The sequence below is a fragment of the Psychrobacter sp. H26 genome, assembly GCF_059073035.1.
Map to the genome: position 1 here is coordinate 2501723 of NZ_JCACRW010000001.1, position 16698 is coordinate 2518420.

Annotated in this window: 13 protein-coding genes; 10 read left to right on the forward strand and 3 right to left on the reverse strand. The window is 44.9% G+C overall.

The annotated features are described in order from the left end of the window. The first annotated feature begins 112 nt into the window (after positions 1-112). Entirely contained in the window at positions 113-919 is an 807-nt protein-coding gene (locus AC5JPT_RS10400) for a DUF2971 domain-containing protein (protein ID WP_493858035.1), read from the forward strand. Positions 920-1123: 204 nt separating this feature from the next. Here the strand turns inward: AC5JPT_RS10400 and AC5JPT_RS10405 are convergent, their stop codons facing one another. After that, on the reverse strand, positions 1124-1537 hold the full coding sequence (locus tag AC5JPT_RS10405; protein WP_493858036.1) for a hypothetical protein: 414 nt from the start codon (positions 1535-1537) through the stop codon (positions 1124-1126). A gap of 605 nt (positions 1538-2142) precedes the next feature. Between AC5JPT_RS10405 and AC5JPT_RS10410 the strand changes: the two genes are divergently transcribed. Together AC5JPT_RS10410 and AC5JPT_RS10415 are read left to right on the forward strand one after the other, a co-directional pair. Further along, positions 2143-3072, forward strand: coding sequence for a DMT family transporter (locus tag AC5JPT_RS10410; RefSeq protein WP_493858037.1), 930 nt, complete (start codon positions 2143-2145; stop codon positions 3070-3072). Between the two features lie 222 nt (positions 3073-3294). After that, positions 3295-4398: an alkene reductase gene (locus tag AC5JPT_RS10415; RefSeq protein ID WP_493843877.1), complete on the forward strand. Its 1104-nt coding sequence runs from the start codon at positions 3295-3297 to the stop codon at positions 4396-4398. A gap of 99 nt (positions 4399-4497) precedes the next feature. On the opposite strand, the gene AC5JPT_RS10420 is transcribed toward AC5JPT_RS10415, so the two are convergent. Both AC5JPT_RS10420 and AC5JPT_RS10425 read right to left on the reverse strand, forming a co-directional pair. After that, the gene (locus AC5JPT_RS10420) at positions 4498-5502 is read right to left on the reverse strand and encodes a pirin family protein (RefSeq protein WP_493858038.1); all 1005 of its coding nucleotides are present in this window, start codon (positions 5500-5502) and stop codon (positions 4498-4500) included. Between the two features lie 115 nt (positions 5503-5617). Next, complete coding sequence (locus tag AC5JPT_RS10425) at positions 5618-6958, reverse strand: BaiN/RdsA family NAD(P)/FAD-dependent oxidoreductase (protein ID WP_493858039.1); 1341 nt, start codon at positions 6956-6958, stop codon at positions 5618-5620. Positions 6959-7305: 347 nt separating this feature from the next. Between AC5JPT_RS10425 and AC5JPT_RS10430 the strand changes: the two genes are divergently transcribed. The 7 genes from AC5JPT_RS10430 to acs all read left to right on the forward strand — a co-directional run bounded on the left by AC5JPT_RS10430 (position 7306) and on the right by acs (position 16660). Further along, positions 7306-8184 (forward strand): branched-chain amino acid ABC transporter permease, encoded by an 879-nt coding sequence (locus AC5JPT_RS10430; protein ID WP_319051226.1) that lies wholly within the window; start codon positions 7306-7308, stop codon positions 8182-8184. Between the two features lie 76 nt (positions 8185-8260). Further along, positions 8261-9358, forward strand: coding sequence for a branched-chain amino acid ABC transporter permease (locus AC5JPT_RS10435; RefSeq protein ID WP_493843874.1), 1098 nt, complete (start codon positions 8261-8263; stop codon positions 9356-9358). Next, positions 9355-10122, forward strand: coding sequence for an ABC transporter ATP-binding protein (locus AC5JPT_RS10440; RefSeq protein ID WP_443525223.1), 768 nt, complete (start codon positions 9355-9357; stop codon positions 10120-10122). Before AC5JPT_RS10435 ends, AC5JPT_RS10440 begins: the two co-directional genes overlap by 4 nt. Beyond that, positions 10122-10964, forward strand: a complete 843-nt coding sequence (locus AC5JPT_RS10445; protein WP_443525225.1) for an ABC transporter ATP-binding protein — start codon at positions 10122-10124, stop codon at positions 10962-10964. Before AC5JPT_RS10440 ends, AC5JPT_RS10445 begins: the two co-directional genes overlap by 1 nt. A 5-nt stretch (positions 10965-10969) precedes the next feature. Continuing rightward, complete coding sequence (locus AC5JPT_RS10450; RefSeq protein WP_493858040.1) at positions 10970-12955, forward strand: AMP-dependent synthetase/ligase; 1986 nt, start codon at positions 10970-10972, stop codon at positions 12953-12955. Between the two features lie 87 nt (positions 12956-13042). Beyond that, positions 13043-14275 carry an ABC transporter substrate-binding protein gene (locus AC5JPT_RS10455; RefSeq protein ID WP_493858041.1) on the forward strand — a complete coding sequence of 411 codons (1233 nt, stop codon included), beginning with the start codon at positions 13043-13045 and terminating at the stop codon, positions 14273-14275. Between the two features lie 423 nt (positions 14276-14698). Further along, positions 14699-16660 carry an acetate--CoA ligase gene (acs, locus tag AC5JPT_RS10460; RefSeq protein ID WP_493858042.1) on the forward strand — a complete coding sequence of 654 codons (1962 nt, stop codon included), beginning with the start codon at positions 14699-14701 and terminating at the stop codon, positions 16658-16660. Positions 16661-16698: the final 38 nt, after the last annotated feature.

Sequence of the window (16698 nt, forward strand, 5' to 3'; positions counted from 1 at the left end):
AAGCATAATATATTTATAAAATTTTTTAATAAAATAAGCTGTATACAAGATCTAATTAATATAAAAGGTTAAGCTTACAGAAGTATTCTACTTTTAGTATAGAAGGACTTTCATGATTTTATACAAATACATGTCATTATCAGGCGCGATGAAAGTTATTGAAACTTCATCCATTGGTTTTACGCACCTCGAGGATTTTAATGATCCTTTCGAATGTACTGCTTTCGGGTTTAAAGAACAGTCGAATTCTATTGTAAGCTCTAAAATCGCTCAAGAGGCTTGTAGAAACAGGTTCTCACAAGGTTATGCTGTCTTATCATTGACTAGACAACCGTTAAACCCCTTGATGTGGGCCCACTATGGAGATTCTCATCAAGGAGTGGTTGTTGGAATTGATGTTGACGAAGCTAACTTACATTCACTTTCTAACAATTTTATTCCGTATCAGCTTGGTGAAGTAATATATACAAAAACTAAACTACACAATGACTTAGATCTAATAAGTGATGACGAGTTAATGGATATTGGTCAAAACATTCTATTTGAAGGAAATATATTTAATCTTGCAAAAAGAGCTTTTTTGTATAAATCATTAGACTGGGCTTACGAAGAAGAAGTGAGAGTCGTAAAAGAAGTTAAAAGCCTAAAAGCTAGTTATCATAGCGGGGAAGGGGTCTCTGAAGACTTCAATAAAATCACAATAGCGGGTCGACCGCTGTACTGTTTCTCTATCCCTAAAAGCTCAATAAAAGAAGTATATTTAGGTAAAAATATCTATAAAAATATATCGAGAACGGCAATAGTCACACAAGATGAGTACGCATCCCTAATTCAGAGCTGGAAAAAACAAGCTATTGAGGTTTACTACTGTGAATGTGACATGAATTCTTGGGATTTGAAGAAGAGAGTTAGTAATTAACTAGGCAGTTATTATGAATGTTCAATAGTACAGTTGAACCTATGTCAACATGTCTCAGTTCAACCTATTAGGTTCTTCTTTTCTCCAAAAAAATACGAATTGCTTCTGTATTTGATTGCCATTTACTATCTATTAATATTGGATGGTAATCTCGAGCATCGTAGCTATAAATGAGTTTGCAAATATATAACCCAAACCCAAAGATTATTCAGCACAAATTTCCCACTGCGATTTGGTACTGAGATAACACTGCATCACCGCTTTGCCAGACTGCGCATAGGCATCACTGACGATACGCTGATTGGTTGGCAGACGATATCTGATAATCGCGGGCTCATCGTTGACAGTGGTCGTCCATCCAGTCACCTCATTACGGTCATTATAGTTTGCACTAGTAGAGGTTGCCATCGTACCAAATCCTGGTAGGGTATAGGTCGCTTGTCTAAACGAATACGTCATCGCCGCGCCCTCAGCGCCCTCATACTGACAGTTTAGCTTTTTTTGTAATTTGTCTTGTTTATAAACGTAGCAGGTGGTCTCACCTGAGAACTGACCAACCCCGCAAAATCCTGCTGTTGCAACTGACATCATACCGATGAATAACGCTATCCTTTTCATAATCATTCCTCAATAATTTATAAATCCTACTAATCATATCTACCATCCGTTTTTGTACCACCAGATACGAGCCAATACCTTTTAGATAGTAAAAAATTAGTAAACAAATATCAACTATTTTATTTTTAAGGAAAACTCCTACTGATTAGATAGTATTGGTTATACTTTGATATTATTAAGATTATCTATCGCGCAGTTTTATTGTTGAAAAGCTTCGATATCAGGATAGGTTCTACTCTTATAGGTACTAATGGGAGTAATGTCTCAAGAGTGACTTCGGAGTTTGCCAGTATATGAATAGTGAGGTACTGAAATAGGCTAAAGTACATAAGTTATAGGTCAGCAGCAACTACTGGTTTGTCACTAGATAATGTGTTTTACCCGGTTATTTAAGATAAAAAAAGACGAATGTATGGATACGGCTTTAAATGAAATGGGTCAATCAATTAGAATGGCGCTATAAAATTTATAAAAAACGACATATCAAACGACTAAAGTTCTACCATCATAGTGCTTTATTAGCACGATAATTTTCACCACATAGCAGACAGTTATGACCGACACGAGTTGGCAAATGCAGTCTAAGCACTTAATAGGATTATCCAATGACCAACCGTGACCTCATCATCTTTGTGACGCTCTCTTTTATGTGGTCGCTCTCCTTTGTATTTTATCGGGTTGGCGTGCCTGAGTTTGGCTCATTGGCTTTTGCCAGCCTGCGTGTGATATTTGCCGGACTGGTCATGCTTGTCTTTGTACTACTAAAGAAAAAAAACAGAGTCGGTATCAAAGAGCATTGGAAAATGCTGTCGCTCGTCGGCATATTTTCGGCAGCGCTTCCTTTTGTACTGTTTTCTTTCTCTGCTCAGTCAGTGAATGCTGGCGTATTGGCAGTATTGAATGCCTCTGTACCAATGATGAGTGGTTTTATCGCTCGCGTATTCTTTAAAGATAGGCTATCAAAAAAACAAGCATTCGGTCTGGTCATTGGCGTGGTGGGGGTCATTATATTGATGAGCGAAAGCCTGTTTGGCGGCGCGGAGCAGGGTAAAGGCTTGGTTGAAGGATTACTACCGATGGGCTACGCGTTACTGGCCTGTGTCGGTTATGCTGTCGGCGCTAACATCACCAAAAACTATCTGTTCAATGTCTCCCCTGTTGCGATCACGGCAGGCTCACTGATTATTGGTAGCATCATTATGCTGCCTGTTGCCTTTAATGAGTTCCCTTATGGTCAGGCAATTAGTCTAAAAGCATGGGTATCTGTGATATGTATCGGCGTATTTTCGACCGCTATCGCTCTTATATTTATGAACCAATTAATCAAAAATATCGGTCCAACGCGTGCCACGAGCATCACATTGGTTATTCCTATTTTTGCGATTATTTTGGGATATGTATTGCTTGGTGAAGCGCTAAATATACAAGCTATTATTGGCTCAATCGTGATCTTGATCGGTACCTATCTGTCATTAGAGCTATCTGTTAAGAGTATGCTGCAGTCAAAGAATACCACTCAGACAAATAAGGCTTAAGACTTGGTAAACAGTCTTAGTAGCAATGACTTACAAAGATTCAAATAAGTGAATATTGGTGTATCTGTTTGTAAATATTGCTTGGAATAATTGCAGCTGCCCCTATAAAGAACTCGGCTAACGAATACAGCGCTCGGCAAATCAAATCAATAAAACTGAGCGCTATATACCAACAAATACAAAACCTATCATTTAGGTTTAATACAACGAACAAGGCTTTTTATGGCACACGATAACTTATTTGAAACCGTCGAAATGGGCACTCAGACCCTAAAGAACCGCATTATCATGGCACCGCTCACGCGTCTGCGTTCAGTTGAGCCAAGCGATGTACCGACAGCGCTTGCTGGCGAGTATTACTCTCAGCGTGCAAGCTCTGGTCTGGTCATCACTGAGGCGACGCAGGTTTCATTCCAAGCAAAAGGCTATGCAGGTGCACCAGGCGTCCACACCAAAGATCAAATCACGGCATGGAAAGCCATCGTAGATAATGTCCATGCAAAAGGCGGCAAGATCGTCGTGCAGCTATGGCATACAGGTCTAGTCTCTCATGAGAGCGTACAGCCAGATGGCAAAGCGCCAATCTCTGCGTCTAATGTCGATGTTGGTGTGCGCACCTCGCTACGTGATAGCGATAACCAAGCTATCCGCGTCGATGCAACGCCGCCGCGTCCAGCCACGCTAGATGAAATCAAACAAGTCATTGCTGATTTTGCTCAAGCAACCAAAAACGCTCAAGAAGCTGGCTTTGATGGCGTAGAGGTTCATGGTGCTCATGGTTACTTGCTACATCAGTTCTGGGTTGAGCAAACCAACCAGCGTGACGACGAATATGGCGGTAGCCGCGAAAACCGTGCGCGCCTGACGCTAGATGTCATTGACGCATGCGTAGATGCTTGGGATGCAGACCATGTTGGTATTCGTATCTCGCCACTGGGTACATTTAACAATGTAGAAGCGGGCTACGACGAAGACGAAAACGTCTGGATGGTTGAGCAAATCAACAAGCGTGGTCTGATGTATTTACATCTATCAGAGCCTGACTGGGCAGGTGGTACGCCTTACAATGACGGATTCCGTCAGCGCGTCCGTGATGCTTTTGACAATATGATTATTGCTGCTGGTGGCTACACTGCCGAAAAAGCAGAGAGAAACGTAAAAGCAGGTTATATCGATGCAGTTGCTTTTGGTCGTGATTATATTGCAAACCCTGATCTGCCTGAACGTATCCAAAAAGGCGCGGCGCTCAATGAGCAGCATCCAGAGTCTTTCTATGGCGGCGGTGCAGAAGGTTACACCGACTATCCATCTTTAGATCAAGCGTAACAGTCATCGGGTCAGTATTTCTGACTCAGTAGCTGCATGACGTATCAAAAAAGCCCTCTGACTACGATAGTCAGAGGGCTTTTTTTGGGTAAATTTTATTTATTTACCAAAATTACCGGTTTGATAATCGCGAAAGGTCTGCCTTAGCTCTTCTTGTGTATTCATGACAAAGGGGCCATAACCTGCAACTGGCTCACCGATTGGCTGCCCACTCAGCAGGAGTAACTTGATAGGAGCGCTCTCATCGGTAGTTGCAAGGCAGGTCAGCTCGATGGTATCGGTAACATCGGTAGTAGCGTCAGATAGTGGCATAGGCTGATTATCTACAGAGATTGGCGCTGCAAACTGAATCAGTCTGCCTGCACTGACGGATACACCGTTAACCAACAGAGTACCTTCTTGTACGAGCAGCAACGTGTTGTGTGTACTTGGTATTTGTAGAGTCGTTGTGCCCATTGTGTGCAGCTCGATATCCCATAAGTTAATAGGGGTAAAGGTCGTTGCCGCACCAGTGAGACCATGCCAGTCACCTGCGATGATAGCGACTTGCCCTATGACAGTTTGCTTGTCAGCACCTTTAGCAACAGTATCTTGAAGGCCAGCGCCACTATCGTCCATCAGCTCGATGATAGGCATATCAGTACGCTTGATAGATTGATATTTGGGATCAGTTAATTTATCGGCACTTGGTAAGTTTACCCATAGCTGCACCATACTAAACACGCCACCACGCTGTCCAAAGGCTTCAGAGTGAAACTCTTCATGCAGGATACCGCGACCAACAGTCATCCACTGTACCCCACCTTCTAATATATCGCCGCGTCCCCCTGTCGAGTCAGCATGACTGATCTCACCTGAGTAAGCGATAGTAACGGTTTCAAAGCCTTTATGAGGGTGTTGACCGACACCATGAGGCTGTGTCTGGTAGTCAGGATTGGGTGAAAAGGTCGTGGGCTCACCATAGTCAAACAATAAAAACGGATCGGTGTGACTGTAGTTAAAGTCTGGATGGTCATCAAGATGATTGATTAACGTCTTTACAAAAAATCCGTCACCGACCCAATGTGGTGCTTTATCTCCATGAATCTGCTTAATTGGGCGCATTGATTACCTCGCAATTCAATTAACATAAATAACGATAAGTGAATATTATATATGAATGATGCAATAAAATGAACTTATGTTGTGTTTAATTTAATAATACTGATGCTAAGTAGCGTTAAACGACTTCGCCACTAACAAACCCACTGGCCCATGCCCATTGAAAGTTATAGCCACCAAGCCAGCCTGTTACATCGAGCACTTCACCGATGAAGTACAAGCCCTCTTGCAAGTTGCTTTGCATGGTCTTTGAAGATACTTCATCCGTCTTTACTCCGCCACGTGTAACCTCAGCGGTACGATAGCCCTCGGTACCAGAGGGTTTGAGTGGCCAGCCGTTGAGAGTAGCGCCAAGATCAGCTATCCGCTCATCTTTAATATTGGCAAGCTCCGTATCTTTGATGTCATCCCACAGATGAGTCTGTAGTGCTGCCAGTAGTTTTTTGGGTAGGGCGTTGTCTGTGTTCTCTGCCAGTACAGTACGGATCAGCTGGCGTGGATGCGACTGCTTGCGGGCAAGCAAAATATCAGTGACATTCACATCAGGTAATAGATTGATACTGATGGTCTCTCCAGTCTGCCAATAGTTCGACAGCTGTAGCATCGCCGGGCCAGAGAGTCCGCGATGGGTGAACAGTACAGGCAATTTAAAGGAAATACGCTCATTACTAGCAATGACAGGTAGGCTGATACCTGCCAATGCACGTATCAGCTCGCCAGTCTTGTCTGTGAAAGTAAACGGTACCAGACTAGCATCGGTAGCTATCAGTGTATGACCGAACTGCTGCGCCAACTCATAACCGAGACCAGTTGCCCCCATCGTTGGGATAGACAGACCACCAGTCGCTACAACCAACGACTCACAGCTATAGCGCGTCTGCACAGGTTGACCCTCAGTTGGCGTGTCTTTTTTGCCCAGTTTTTTGCTGGTTGTCAGTATAAAACGTTTACCTTTATCATGGTCGGTCTTTTGCACGTGGTCAATCTGAGTATTGAGCTTGACTTGGACGCCGACCGCCGTGCATTCGTCCAAGAGCATGGTCAGAATATCTTGGGCAGAGTCATCACAGAACAGCTGACCATGCTCACGCTCATGATAAGGAATCTGATGCGCCTCTACCATACCGATAAACTCCCAACTTGGATAACGACTCAGCGCTGATTTACAAAAATGCGGGTTGGTACCGATGAAGTGCTCAGGCTCAACGAAATAGTTGGTAAAGTTGCAGCGACCACCACCTGACATTAAGATTTTTTTGCCCGCTTTGTTGGCGTGATCTATGACTAACACGCGGCGACCACGGCGACCAGCTGTCAGTGCACAATACAATCCTGAAGCGCCAGCACCAACGATGATGACGTCATAATGTTTGTCATTAGACTTTTTAGATACTGACGGATTGTCTATTGACTGGTTATGTGACTTGGCTGACCTGGCTTGTTTTTGCATTTGACTCATGATGATGACTTATAAAATAGATTTAGATAAACGATATAAAGTATCCAAATTATATCATGGCAATAATAAAAGTGTTTTAAGTGATTGATGCATATCACTTAAGCCTATTTGCTATAAATCATTGAATGACCTTATTTTTTTATAGACAACAAACAGTAGTTGGTATAATGTAAAAGCACAAATATTGTTCGTTAGTACTGCTATTACGTTTATTACTTGTTGAGAATGTAGGCATTTTTATTGGAAGGACATGATGTTCTCCAAAAGTAGTTGAGTTAAAACCCAGCCGATTGACCGGCTTATTTAAACATTGTCATGGATGATAATGTTAAGACAAAAGGGACTTTATGGATATCCTACAACTGCTCATTAGCGGGATTGCTAATGGCTGTATATATGGGCTGTTAGCGCTGGGTTTTGTACTGATTTACAAAGCCTCTGAGGCCGTAAACTTTGCTCAGGGCGATATGCTCATGCTCGGCGCTTTTTTAGGCATCGCTTTCATCAATGCTGATGAAGCAAACCTTCCTTTTCTATTGGGCATCACGCTTGCCTCCATTATTATGGGGGTGTTTGGTTATCTGCTTGATCGATTCGTATTGCGCGGAATCTTTGGTCAACCGCAATTCGCCATGGTTATTCTTACCATCTCGCTAGGCTTTTTGATACGCTTTGTCGCGGGTGTCATCTGGGGACATAGCCCAGTCTCATTACAGACACCGTTCTCAGGTCAGATGCTAGCGTTAGGGTCACTGAGTATTGCTTATGTTGATCTGATAATTATCGTATCTACCATCGCACTCACTTCTATTCTGTACTTCTTCTTTGCCCATACGCGGCTCGGTATCGCGATGCAAGCGAGTAGCCAAAACCAAATGGCAGCTTACTATATGGGCATCCCCGTCAAACGAGTCAACGGTATTGTGTGGGCGCTGTCCGGTGTTGTCGCTGCGCTTGCGGGCATATTGTTTGCAGCCAAAGGCGCGATCGAACCCTCCATCGGGCTGTTATTCGGCATCAAGGCGTTTGCCGCTGCGGTAATCGGCGGTCTAGGCTCTCTCCCAGGTGCTCTCGTCGGCGGGCTGTTAGTTGGCGTAATAGAACCATTCGCCAGTCGTTATCTGCCGTTAGGTCTCAGTCAGATTGCGCCTTATGTGGTGATGTTGATTGTGCTGATCGTACGTCCAGGCGGTATTTTTTCGCAGGTCAAACAGAAAAAAGTATAGAAGCTTTGATTCATAGACGCTTTGATTCAAGGATGACAAAGCTTTCTCTAAACAATTTCAAGGAAGAGTACTGTCAATGAAAGCCCAGTTTAAACACAGCTACGATCAAGACATCAATGTCTTCGATGATAAACGCCAGCTTATAAAATACGGCGTGCTTCTCTTACTACTCCTAATGGCACCTTGGTTGCTCAGCAACTATTATATTAGTGAGCTCAGTGCCATATTAATTTGGTCCATATCAGGACTCGGTCTCATGCTTTTGACGGGTCATACCGGTCAAGTCAGTTTGGGTCATGCCGCTTTTATGGCGATAGGTGCTTTTAGTCATCTGGCACTGATGAGTCGAGGTTGGAACTTTTTTCCAGCTTTGATCGCCTGTGCAGTTATTACAGGTGTTATTGGCGCAATGATTGCTCGGCCGATCTTGAGAACCAGTGGTATTTACTTAGCCATTGCTACCTTGGCGCTTAGTATTATCATCGAAGATATTGCTATCGTTGCTGAGCCCATTACCGGTGGTATCTCTGGTACCTTTGCGTCTCCCATCAATCTCTTTGGCTATACCATCGATCGCTACATCACGCCAAAAGCCTTTTATTACTTATGCTTGGCACTAGTGATCCTGATTACCTTTGGTTATATCAATCTTCTCAGAAGCAATACTGGACGTTCGTTCTTGGCCATTAGAGACAGTGAGGTCTCTGCCCGCGCACTTGGCGTCAATGTGCCACAAGCAAAAACGTTAGCTTTCAGCTTATCTTGTGCGATTACAGCGGTCGGCGGCGCGATGTACGGGCATTTCGTGCAAGCAGTTAACTATGAGAGTTTTACTGTCGTTATCTCTATCACCATACTACTGCAGATTGTCATCGGTGGCTTAGGGTCTATACACGGTGCGTTTTTTGGTGCAGTGGTCGTCGTCTTATTACCGCAAGTTATTGCGATTTTAGGTGACGTCATCGGGCAAAGTACGGGCGCTAGTATCACCAACATTCCTGGTATTGATACCGCATTATTTGCTTTGGTTATCGTCATTATGATCATTTATGAGCCGCGCGGTATATACGGTATGTGGATTAAGATACGCACGTGGTTCAATATGTTCCCGCTGTATCGAAAAGGTCTGTTCCGCCGTTCCAAAACTTATCTAAAAACGGAGCGTATGCGATGAGCCTATTACAAGTAGAGTCGTTATCTATCGCGTTTGGTGGTGTAAAAGCCGTTGATAACATTAGTTTTGAAGTTAACGAAGGTGAAGTATTTACGATCGTAGGACCTAACGGCGCGGGCAAGTCGACTATTTTTAACTTAATCAGTCGATTGTATGAGCCGCTCAGTGGTCGTATTACTTTTGATGGTACGGATATCACCGATCTGCCAGCTCATGACATTGCCAAACTGGGCATTGCGCGCACGTTTCAGAATATCGAGCTGTTTGATCACTCTAGTGTGCTACAGAATCTACTCATCGGTCGTCACTCTCAGCGTAGCACCTCATGGATACAGGACTTGCTGTTTTCACCAAAGGTGCGCCGTAGTGAGCGCGAGCATCGTATGCACGTTGAGAAGATCATAGACTTCTTGGAACTAGCGCCTTATCGAGATCAACTGATTGCAGGCTTGCCTTATGGTATTAGAAAAGTCGTTGAAATTGCTCGCGCGCTTGCGGCCAATCCCAAGCTTATTTTGCTCGATGAGCCCGCATCCGGTCTTAGTGTAGAGGAGACGTCCGAGATGGCATGGTGGATCGAGGATATGCAAAAAGATTTGGGTTTGACGATATTGATGGTCGAGCATGACATGAGCCTAGTCAACCGAGTATCAGATCGTGTTTTGGCTGTGGCTGAAGGTAAGTTTTTGGCGCAGGGCACGGCAGCTGAGGTTCAAGCCAACCCACAAGTCATCGAGGCCTATCTTGGGCAGGAGAGCGTGTGATGAAACCAATTAAAAAATCACTGTCATCTGCAGCGCCAGCCACTGAGATGAATTTAGTGGATTCTGAAGTAAAGAACAACATGTTAGAGGTACGTAACCTAGAGTCTGCTTATGGCCCTGTCATGGCATTAAGGGGCGTAAGCCTTGAGGTACCAGAAGGTAAAGTAGTCACAATTTTAGGCGCTAATGGCGCGGGTAAAACCACGCTCATGAAGACCATCTCTGGGGTTATCAATCCACGTAAAGGCGCGGTATGGTTCCACGGTGAGCGTATCGATGGCACTGAACCTGATCGGTTAGTAAAGAAAGGTCTATCACATGTTCCAGAAGGTCGAGAGGTTTTCCCTTTCTTGAATGTTGCCGAAAATCTAGCAATGGGCGCTTATACTCGGCGTGATAAGTCTGAGATAGAGCGTGATGTTGAGATGATATACGAGTATTTTCCCATACTCAAAGACCGCCGTACGCAGGCTGCCGGCACGATGTCCGGAGGTCAGCAGCAGATGCTGGCGATCGGTCGCGGACTGATGTCACGCCCTTCGCTGATGCTCCTTGACGAGCCGTCACTTGGCCTGTCACCACTACTGGTACAAGAGATATTTGCCATCATTCGCAGATTGAACAAAGAGCAGGGCGTGACAATCTTACTGGTTGAGCAAAACGCAAGAGTCGCGCTCGCTGCAGCGGATTATGGTTATGTGTTAGAAACGGGACGTATCGTCATGGCAGGCTCAGCAGACAAGCTGATGCACTCTGATGATATTAAAGAGTTCTACCTTGGACAAACCAAAGACAATACAGCGGAAGCCACTCGGTGGAAACGCAAAAAGACTTGGCGATAATACTCATGACTCATTCTACTGATAATTCGACTGATGTGACCCATCCCGCTACTGCTGATACGGCAGTCACTGAGAGCGTCTCTGTGGCACAAGCATCGGCTCATATGGAGTCTTCTACTCACAATAACAGCCATAGTAACGACCACAATAACAGCCGCAAGATACGTAATGCGCCTTATGACCATGAGCTGCAGGTCCTAGAAGGCTGCGATACCTTAAGTAAGCTCTGGCGACAGATGTGCCTGAGCCGAGGAGAAAAAATCGCCCATCGCGAAAAAGCCTTCGGTATTTGGCAAAGTTATAGCTGGCTGGATTATTATCATCGCGGCTGTGATATCGGCATGGCACTTATTGAGCTGGGTCTGACCAAAGGGGACACGGTTTCTATCTTGAGTGAAGACAATAAAGAGTGGCTCTATTGCGATATGGGTATCTGCGCTGTAGGCGGTATACCCAATGGCGTCTACACCACAGACAGTCCAGATCAGCTCGCCTATATACTCAATGACAGTCAGTCTAAATTTTTGATCGTTGAAAACGATGAGCAGCTCCATAAGTTTTTAGAGATCCGTGAGCGGACACCGATGCTCAAAAAAGTCATCGTCTTTGAGCGTAAAGGTCTACGTAGCCTAGAAGATGAGCAGGTTATCTTTTTGGATGAGCTATATGAGATTGGTCAAAGTGTTGACAATGCGCTAGAGCGTTTTGGCAACTATATTGACCAAAGCACCGCAAATGACATACGCACACTGATCTACACGTCAGGCACGACTGGCGACCCAAAAGGCGCTATTTTAACGCACGCCAACGTCATGTTCGGGCTAAAGACAACCACCGAAGTCATCGAGGTTCTACCTACTGATGAGCAGCTATGTTTTTTGCCTTTATGCCATGTACTAGAGCGTGTGGTGTCGGTAGATGTCCCCATTCATAGAGGCTGTATCGTCAACTTTGCGGAGAGTACCGAGACCGTATTCGAAAACATGAAAGAAGTATCGCCCAATACCTTTACGGCTGTCCCAAGGCTATGGGAAAAAATGTACGCCTCTATCAGTAATATGCGTAGCGATGCCAGTGCGTTCAATGGCTGGGCATTTGATCAAGCCATAAAAGCAGGTCATGACCATGCTGACACGATTATGGCAGGGAAAACGCCTACGGCTGGTCAACGGCTTCGTTACGAGTTTTGGGACAAGCTGGTATTGCGTAAGATTCGTGATCTTATTGGAATGACCAATGTTCGCCGTGCTACCACTGGGGCGGCCCCCATATCATTGGATATTATTCGTTGGTTTCATGCGATAGGTGTGCCTATCTATGAAGGCTACGGCATGACTGAAAGTACAGGCGTGATATCCATGAATACTCAAGACGCCCAAATGGTCGGTAGCGTCGGTAAACCCTTACCACACTCTCAAGTTCGCATCGCTGATAATGGCGAGATATTACTAAAAGGTGGCAATGTGTTTGCAGGATACTGGAACAAGCCAGAAAAAACCGCTGACGACCTACGTGACGGCTGGCTACATACAGGTGATGTGGGCGAGATAAGAGATGGCTATATATTTATCACAGGCCGTATCAAAGACATCATCATCACAGCAGGTGGTAAGAACGTTACCCCAGCTGCCATAGAAAGCAAGCTCAAATTTTCACCTTATATCTCAGACGCGGTCGTCATTGGCGATAAGCGTAAGTACCTCACTTGTCTTATCATGATAGATCAAGAAAACGTAGAAAAATATGCCCAAGACAATCAAGTGATGTTCTCTGATTTTCGCTCATTGTGTCACGCGCCTGAAGTGATCGCCTTGATAGATGATGTGGTTCAGTCTGCCAATGCGACCCTAGCACAAGTCGAAACCATAAAAAAGTTCCGACTAATAGACGTGTTACTCAGTCCTGAAGATGATGAGTTGACAGCAACTATGAAATTAAAAAGGAATCTGGTTGAGAAAAAACATCATGCGTTAATCGAGTCTATGTACTGATTACACACGGACAGTTGGTATAGATCAGTGCTATCAAATTTACCGTAACATCAAACTGACAGCGACTCAGTCGCAAGGAGATAGGCAATGAGATGGACATTCAAAACGACGCTACTGGCATTGACAGTTGGGACGATAGGTTTGGTTGGGTGTAATAATCCAGAAACCACATCAGCAACTGGCACTGATGCCGAAGCGACAGCTTCTACGAGTGATATACCAGTACAAGGCGTCACCGATACCGAAATCGTCTTGGGCGGTGCAAATGATTTATCTGGTCCGTTTGCAGGTTTTGGTAATCCTGCGGTCACTGCGGCCAATATGTATTTTGACGAAATAAATGCTGCAGGCGGTGTTAACGGTCGAAAGATTCGCTACATTGTCGAAGACCATTCTTATCAAGTGCCAAAGGCAGTACAGGCCGCCAACAAATTAGTAAGCCGCGATAAAGTCTTTGCGATGTTGATGTCATTAGGCACACCGCACAACTTAGCCAGCTTCCCTATCATGGATCGTGCCAATGTCCCTAGTGTCATGCCGATTACGTTTGCAACCCCTATGCAAGAAGAGGGCGCGCTAAATCGTCGTTATACAATCGGGAGCACTTATTACGATTCAATGAAACTTGGGATGGAGTATCTGATCGCTGAAAACGATGTGAAAAACCTATGCGTCATGTATATCCCGTCAGATTATGGTGAGGAGACCAATGCTGCGGCAAAGGACATCAGTGATAATAATCCTAATGTTACTTTGGTTGCTTCTAGCTCACATCGCCCAGATGAGACAGACTTCTCAGGGGCGATTGCCAAACTAAAAGAATCCAATTGTGATTTGATTGCGTTATCTCTCACTATCCGAGGCGCTATCACGGCTGTCGGTACGGCAAACGCCATGGGCTGGAGCGATGTGAAGTTTATCGCACCTGCAACAGGATTCCATCCGGCAGTTGCTGCAGCGCCAGGCGGTGCAAGTGAAGGTCTTTATGCAGTCTCTTACTACAATGACTTGGCATTAAGAGCCAATGAACCTGAAACCAAAGCGTTCGTTGATAAGTTCAAAAAAGCCACTGGTGAAGATGTATCAGCAGGCGCGATTATTGGTCATGTTGCTGCAAGAATCACCGTTGACGGACTAAAAGCTGCAGGTCCTGACTTGAATGCCGATACATTCAATGCCGGTCTAGAGACGGTTAGTTTTGTTGATGGCGTGACAGGGTCTACGGTCGCCATTACCCCTGAGAGCCATGTTGCGATTAATGATGTTTACTTATCACAAGTGAACAGTGGCGCATGGAAAACCGTTACTCAGCTCAAATAAGTACGTACGCTATATTGTTAAATATTGATAACAGCAAGCCATACTTACGTATGGCTTGTGTCGTTTACAGCTTTATATTTCACCCTTTATTTTAATAGGTTCTTATAGTCTTATAAGTCCAAAGATTCTGCTCAATACCAGCTCAATACCAAAATAGCTCATCACTTAAAGGTAATCAAAAGCAATTAGGAACAAGAGGAGAGAACAAAATAAGTGCTTACAAAGATGAGGCTATTGGTCTGCAAGTACACAGTTGTACAGCGAAATTGTTATGTTTGGCGGTTGAAGTCTTGCAACCGTCACGCTTATTTGTCAAACTATCGCTGAGTGTCACACATTATGGAAGATGGCTCTTATTACCTGTATAGACAGTTGTCATAGACGATTATCTGTGTAGGTCATAACAATTAAAAGGACAAAACTATGACCCAGAAATCATTCCCTATCACAGCCGAGTTCATGGCTGCAGCCAATACCACCCCTGAGCAGTACACCAAAGATTATGCACAATCTATCGAATCAACCGAGTCCAGTGATGCGTTTTGGGCACAGCGTGCTGAGCTGATTGACTGGATAAAGAAACCGACAAAAATCAGCAACGTCAACTATGACCTAGACGATTTTAATATCAAATGGTTCGAAGATGGTGAGCTCAATATCTCAGTAAACTGCCTAGATCGCCACCTAGAAGAAAACCAGTACAAACCTGCCATTATATGGGAAGGTGATCATCCTTCATTACACAAGATTATTTCTTTTAAAGAATTACATGAAGCTGTTTGTCGTCTAGGAAACTCGCTACGCAAGCTTGGTGTTGGGAAAGGCGATCGTGTCACCTTGTATATGCCAATGATACCAGAAGCTATGGTTTCGATGCTGGCATGTGCACGTATTGGCGCGGTACATTCAGTGGTGTTTGGTGGTTTTTCTGCCGAGAGTCTAGGCAATCGTTTGATAGACAGCCGTTCAAAAGTTGTTATTACGGCTGATGAGGGCTTACGTGGTGGCAAACATACACCGCTCAAAGCCAATGTCGATCAGGCGTTAGAAATGGATGGGACTGACAGTGTTGAAAAAGTCATCGTCGTTCACCGTACAGGCAATTCTATCCCAATGAGTGGTCGCCGCGATGTCTGGTATCACAATCTCGTTGATGGGCAGTCAGAGATCTGTGAGCCTGAAGTGATGAATGCCGAAGATCCATTATTCTTATTGTATACCTCTGGCTCAACAGGTAAACCCAAAGGTGTGGTACATACCACAGGGGGGTATATTACTTATGCGTTGTCTACCTTCCGTGATGTCTTCGATGTCAAAGAAGATGACGTGTATTGGTGTACCGCAGATGTCGGCTGGATTACTGGTCACACGTACTCCACGTATGCACCGCTCGCTAATGGCACAACCACGGTTATGTTTGAAGGGGTACCAGAGCATCCAACCTGGGCACGTATCGGACACATCATTGACAAGCACGACATTACTATTCTATATACTGCGCCAACTGCTATCCGAGCGATGATGAAAGAAGGCGATACCTTTGTGCGTGAGTCAGATCGTTCAAGCTTACGCTTGCTAGGTTCGGTCGGTGAGCCGATTAATCCAGAAGCATGGGACTGGTACTATAACGTCGTCGGTGATAGCAAATGTCCAATCGTCGATACATGGTGGCAGACCGAGACAGGCGGTATCCTAATGGCGCCAATACCAGGCACGGTTGATTTGAAACCAGGTGCTGCAATGACGCCGCTATATGGTGTCAAGCCACAAGTCGTCAATGCTGACGGCGCAATAATGGAAGGTGCGGCAGAAGGCAATTTGGTTATCAGCAGTGGTTGGCCAGGACAGATGCGTACGATCTATAATGACCATCCGCGCTTCTTAAAGACATACTTTAGTGATTATCCGGGTCATTACTTCACAGGTGATGGTGCCCAACGCGATGAAGATGGGCATTATTGGATTACGGGCCGTGTCGATGACGTCCTCAACGTTGCTGGGCATCGCTTGGGTACAGCAGAGATTGAGAGCGCGTTGGTTGCTCATCCGGCTACTGCCGAAGCCGCGATTGTCGGTATGCCGCATGAGATACGCGGTACAGGTATCTGTGCCTTCATTATTTTAAAATCAGGTGAAGAAACAACAGACGATCTAAAAGCGGAGCTAAAGCGTCATGTACGTGCTGAGATTGGGCCGATTGCGACTTTAGATGCCATCTATATGGTCGAGGCGCTACCAAAGACCCGCTCAGGAAAGATCATGCGCCGTATCTTGCGTAAGCTAGCAGAAGGGCAGTATGTGGGACTGGGTGACTTATCTACGCTGGCAGACAGCTCAGTGATTAATGATCTGGTCGAACAGGTCAAAGCGGGTCGCGGAGAGTAGAGTCGTTGATTGGTTAGTTTTTGCCAGAGGAAGACGTG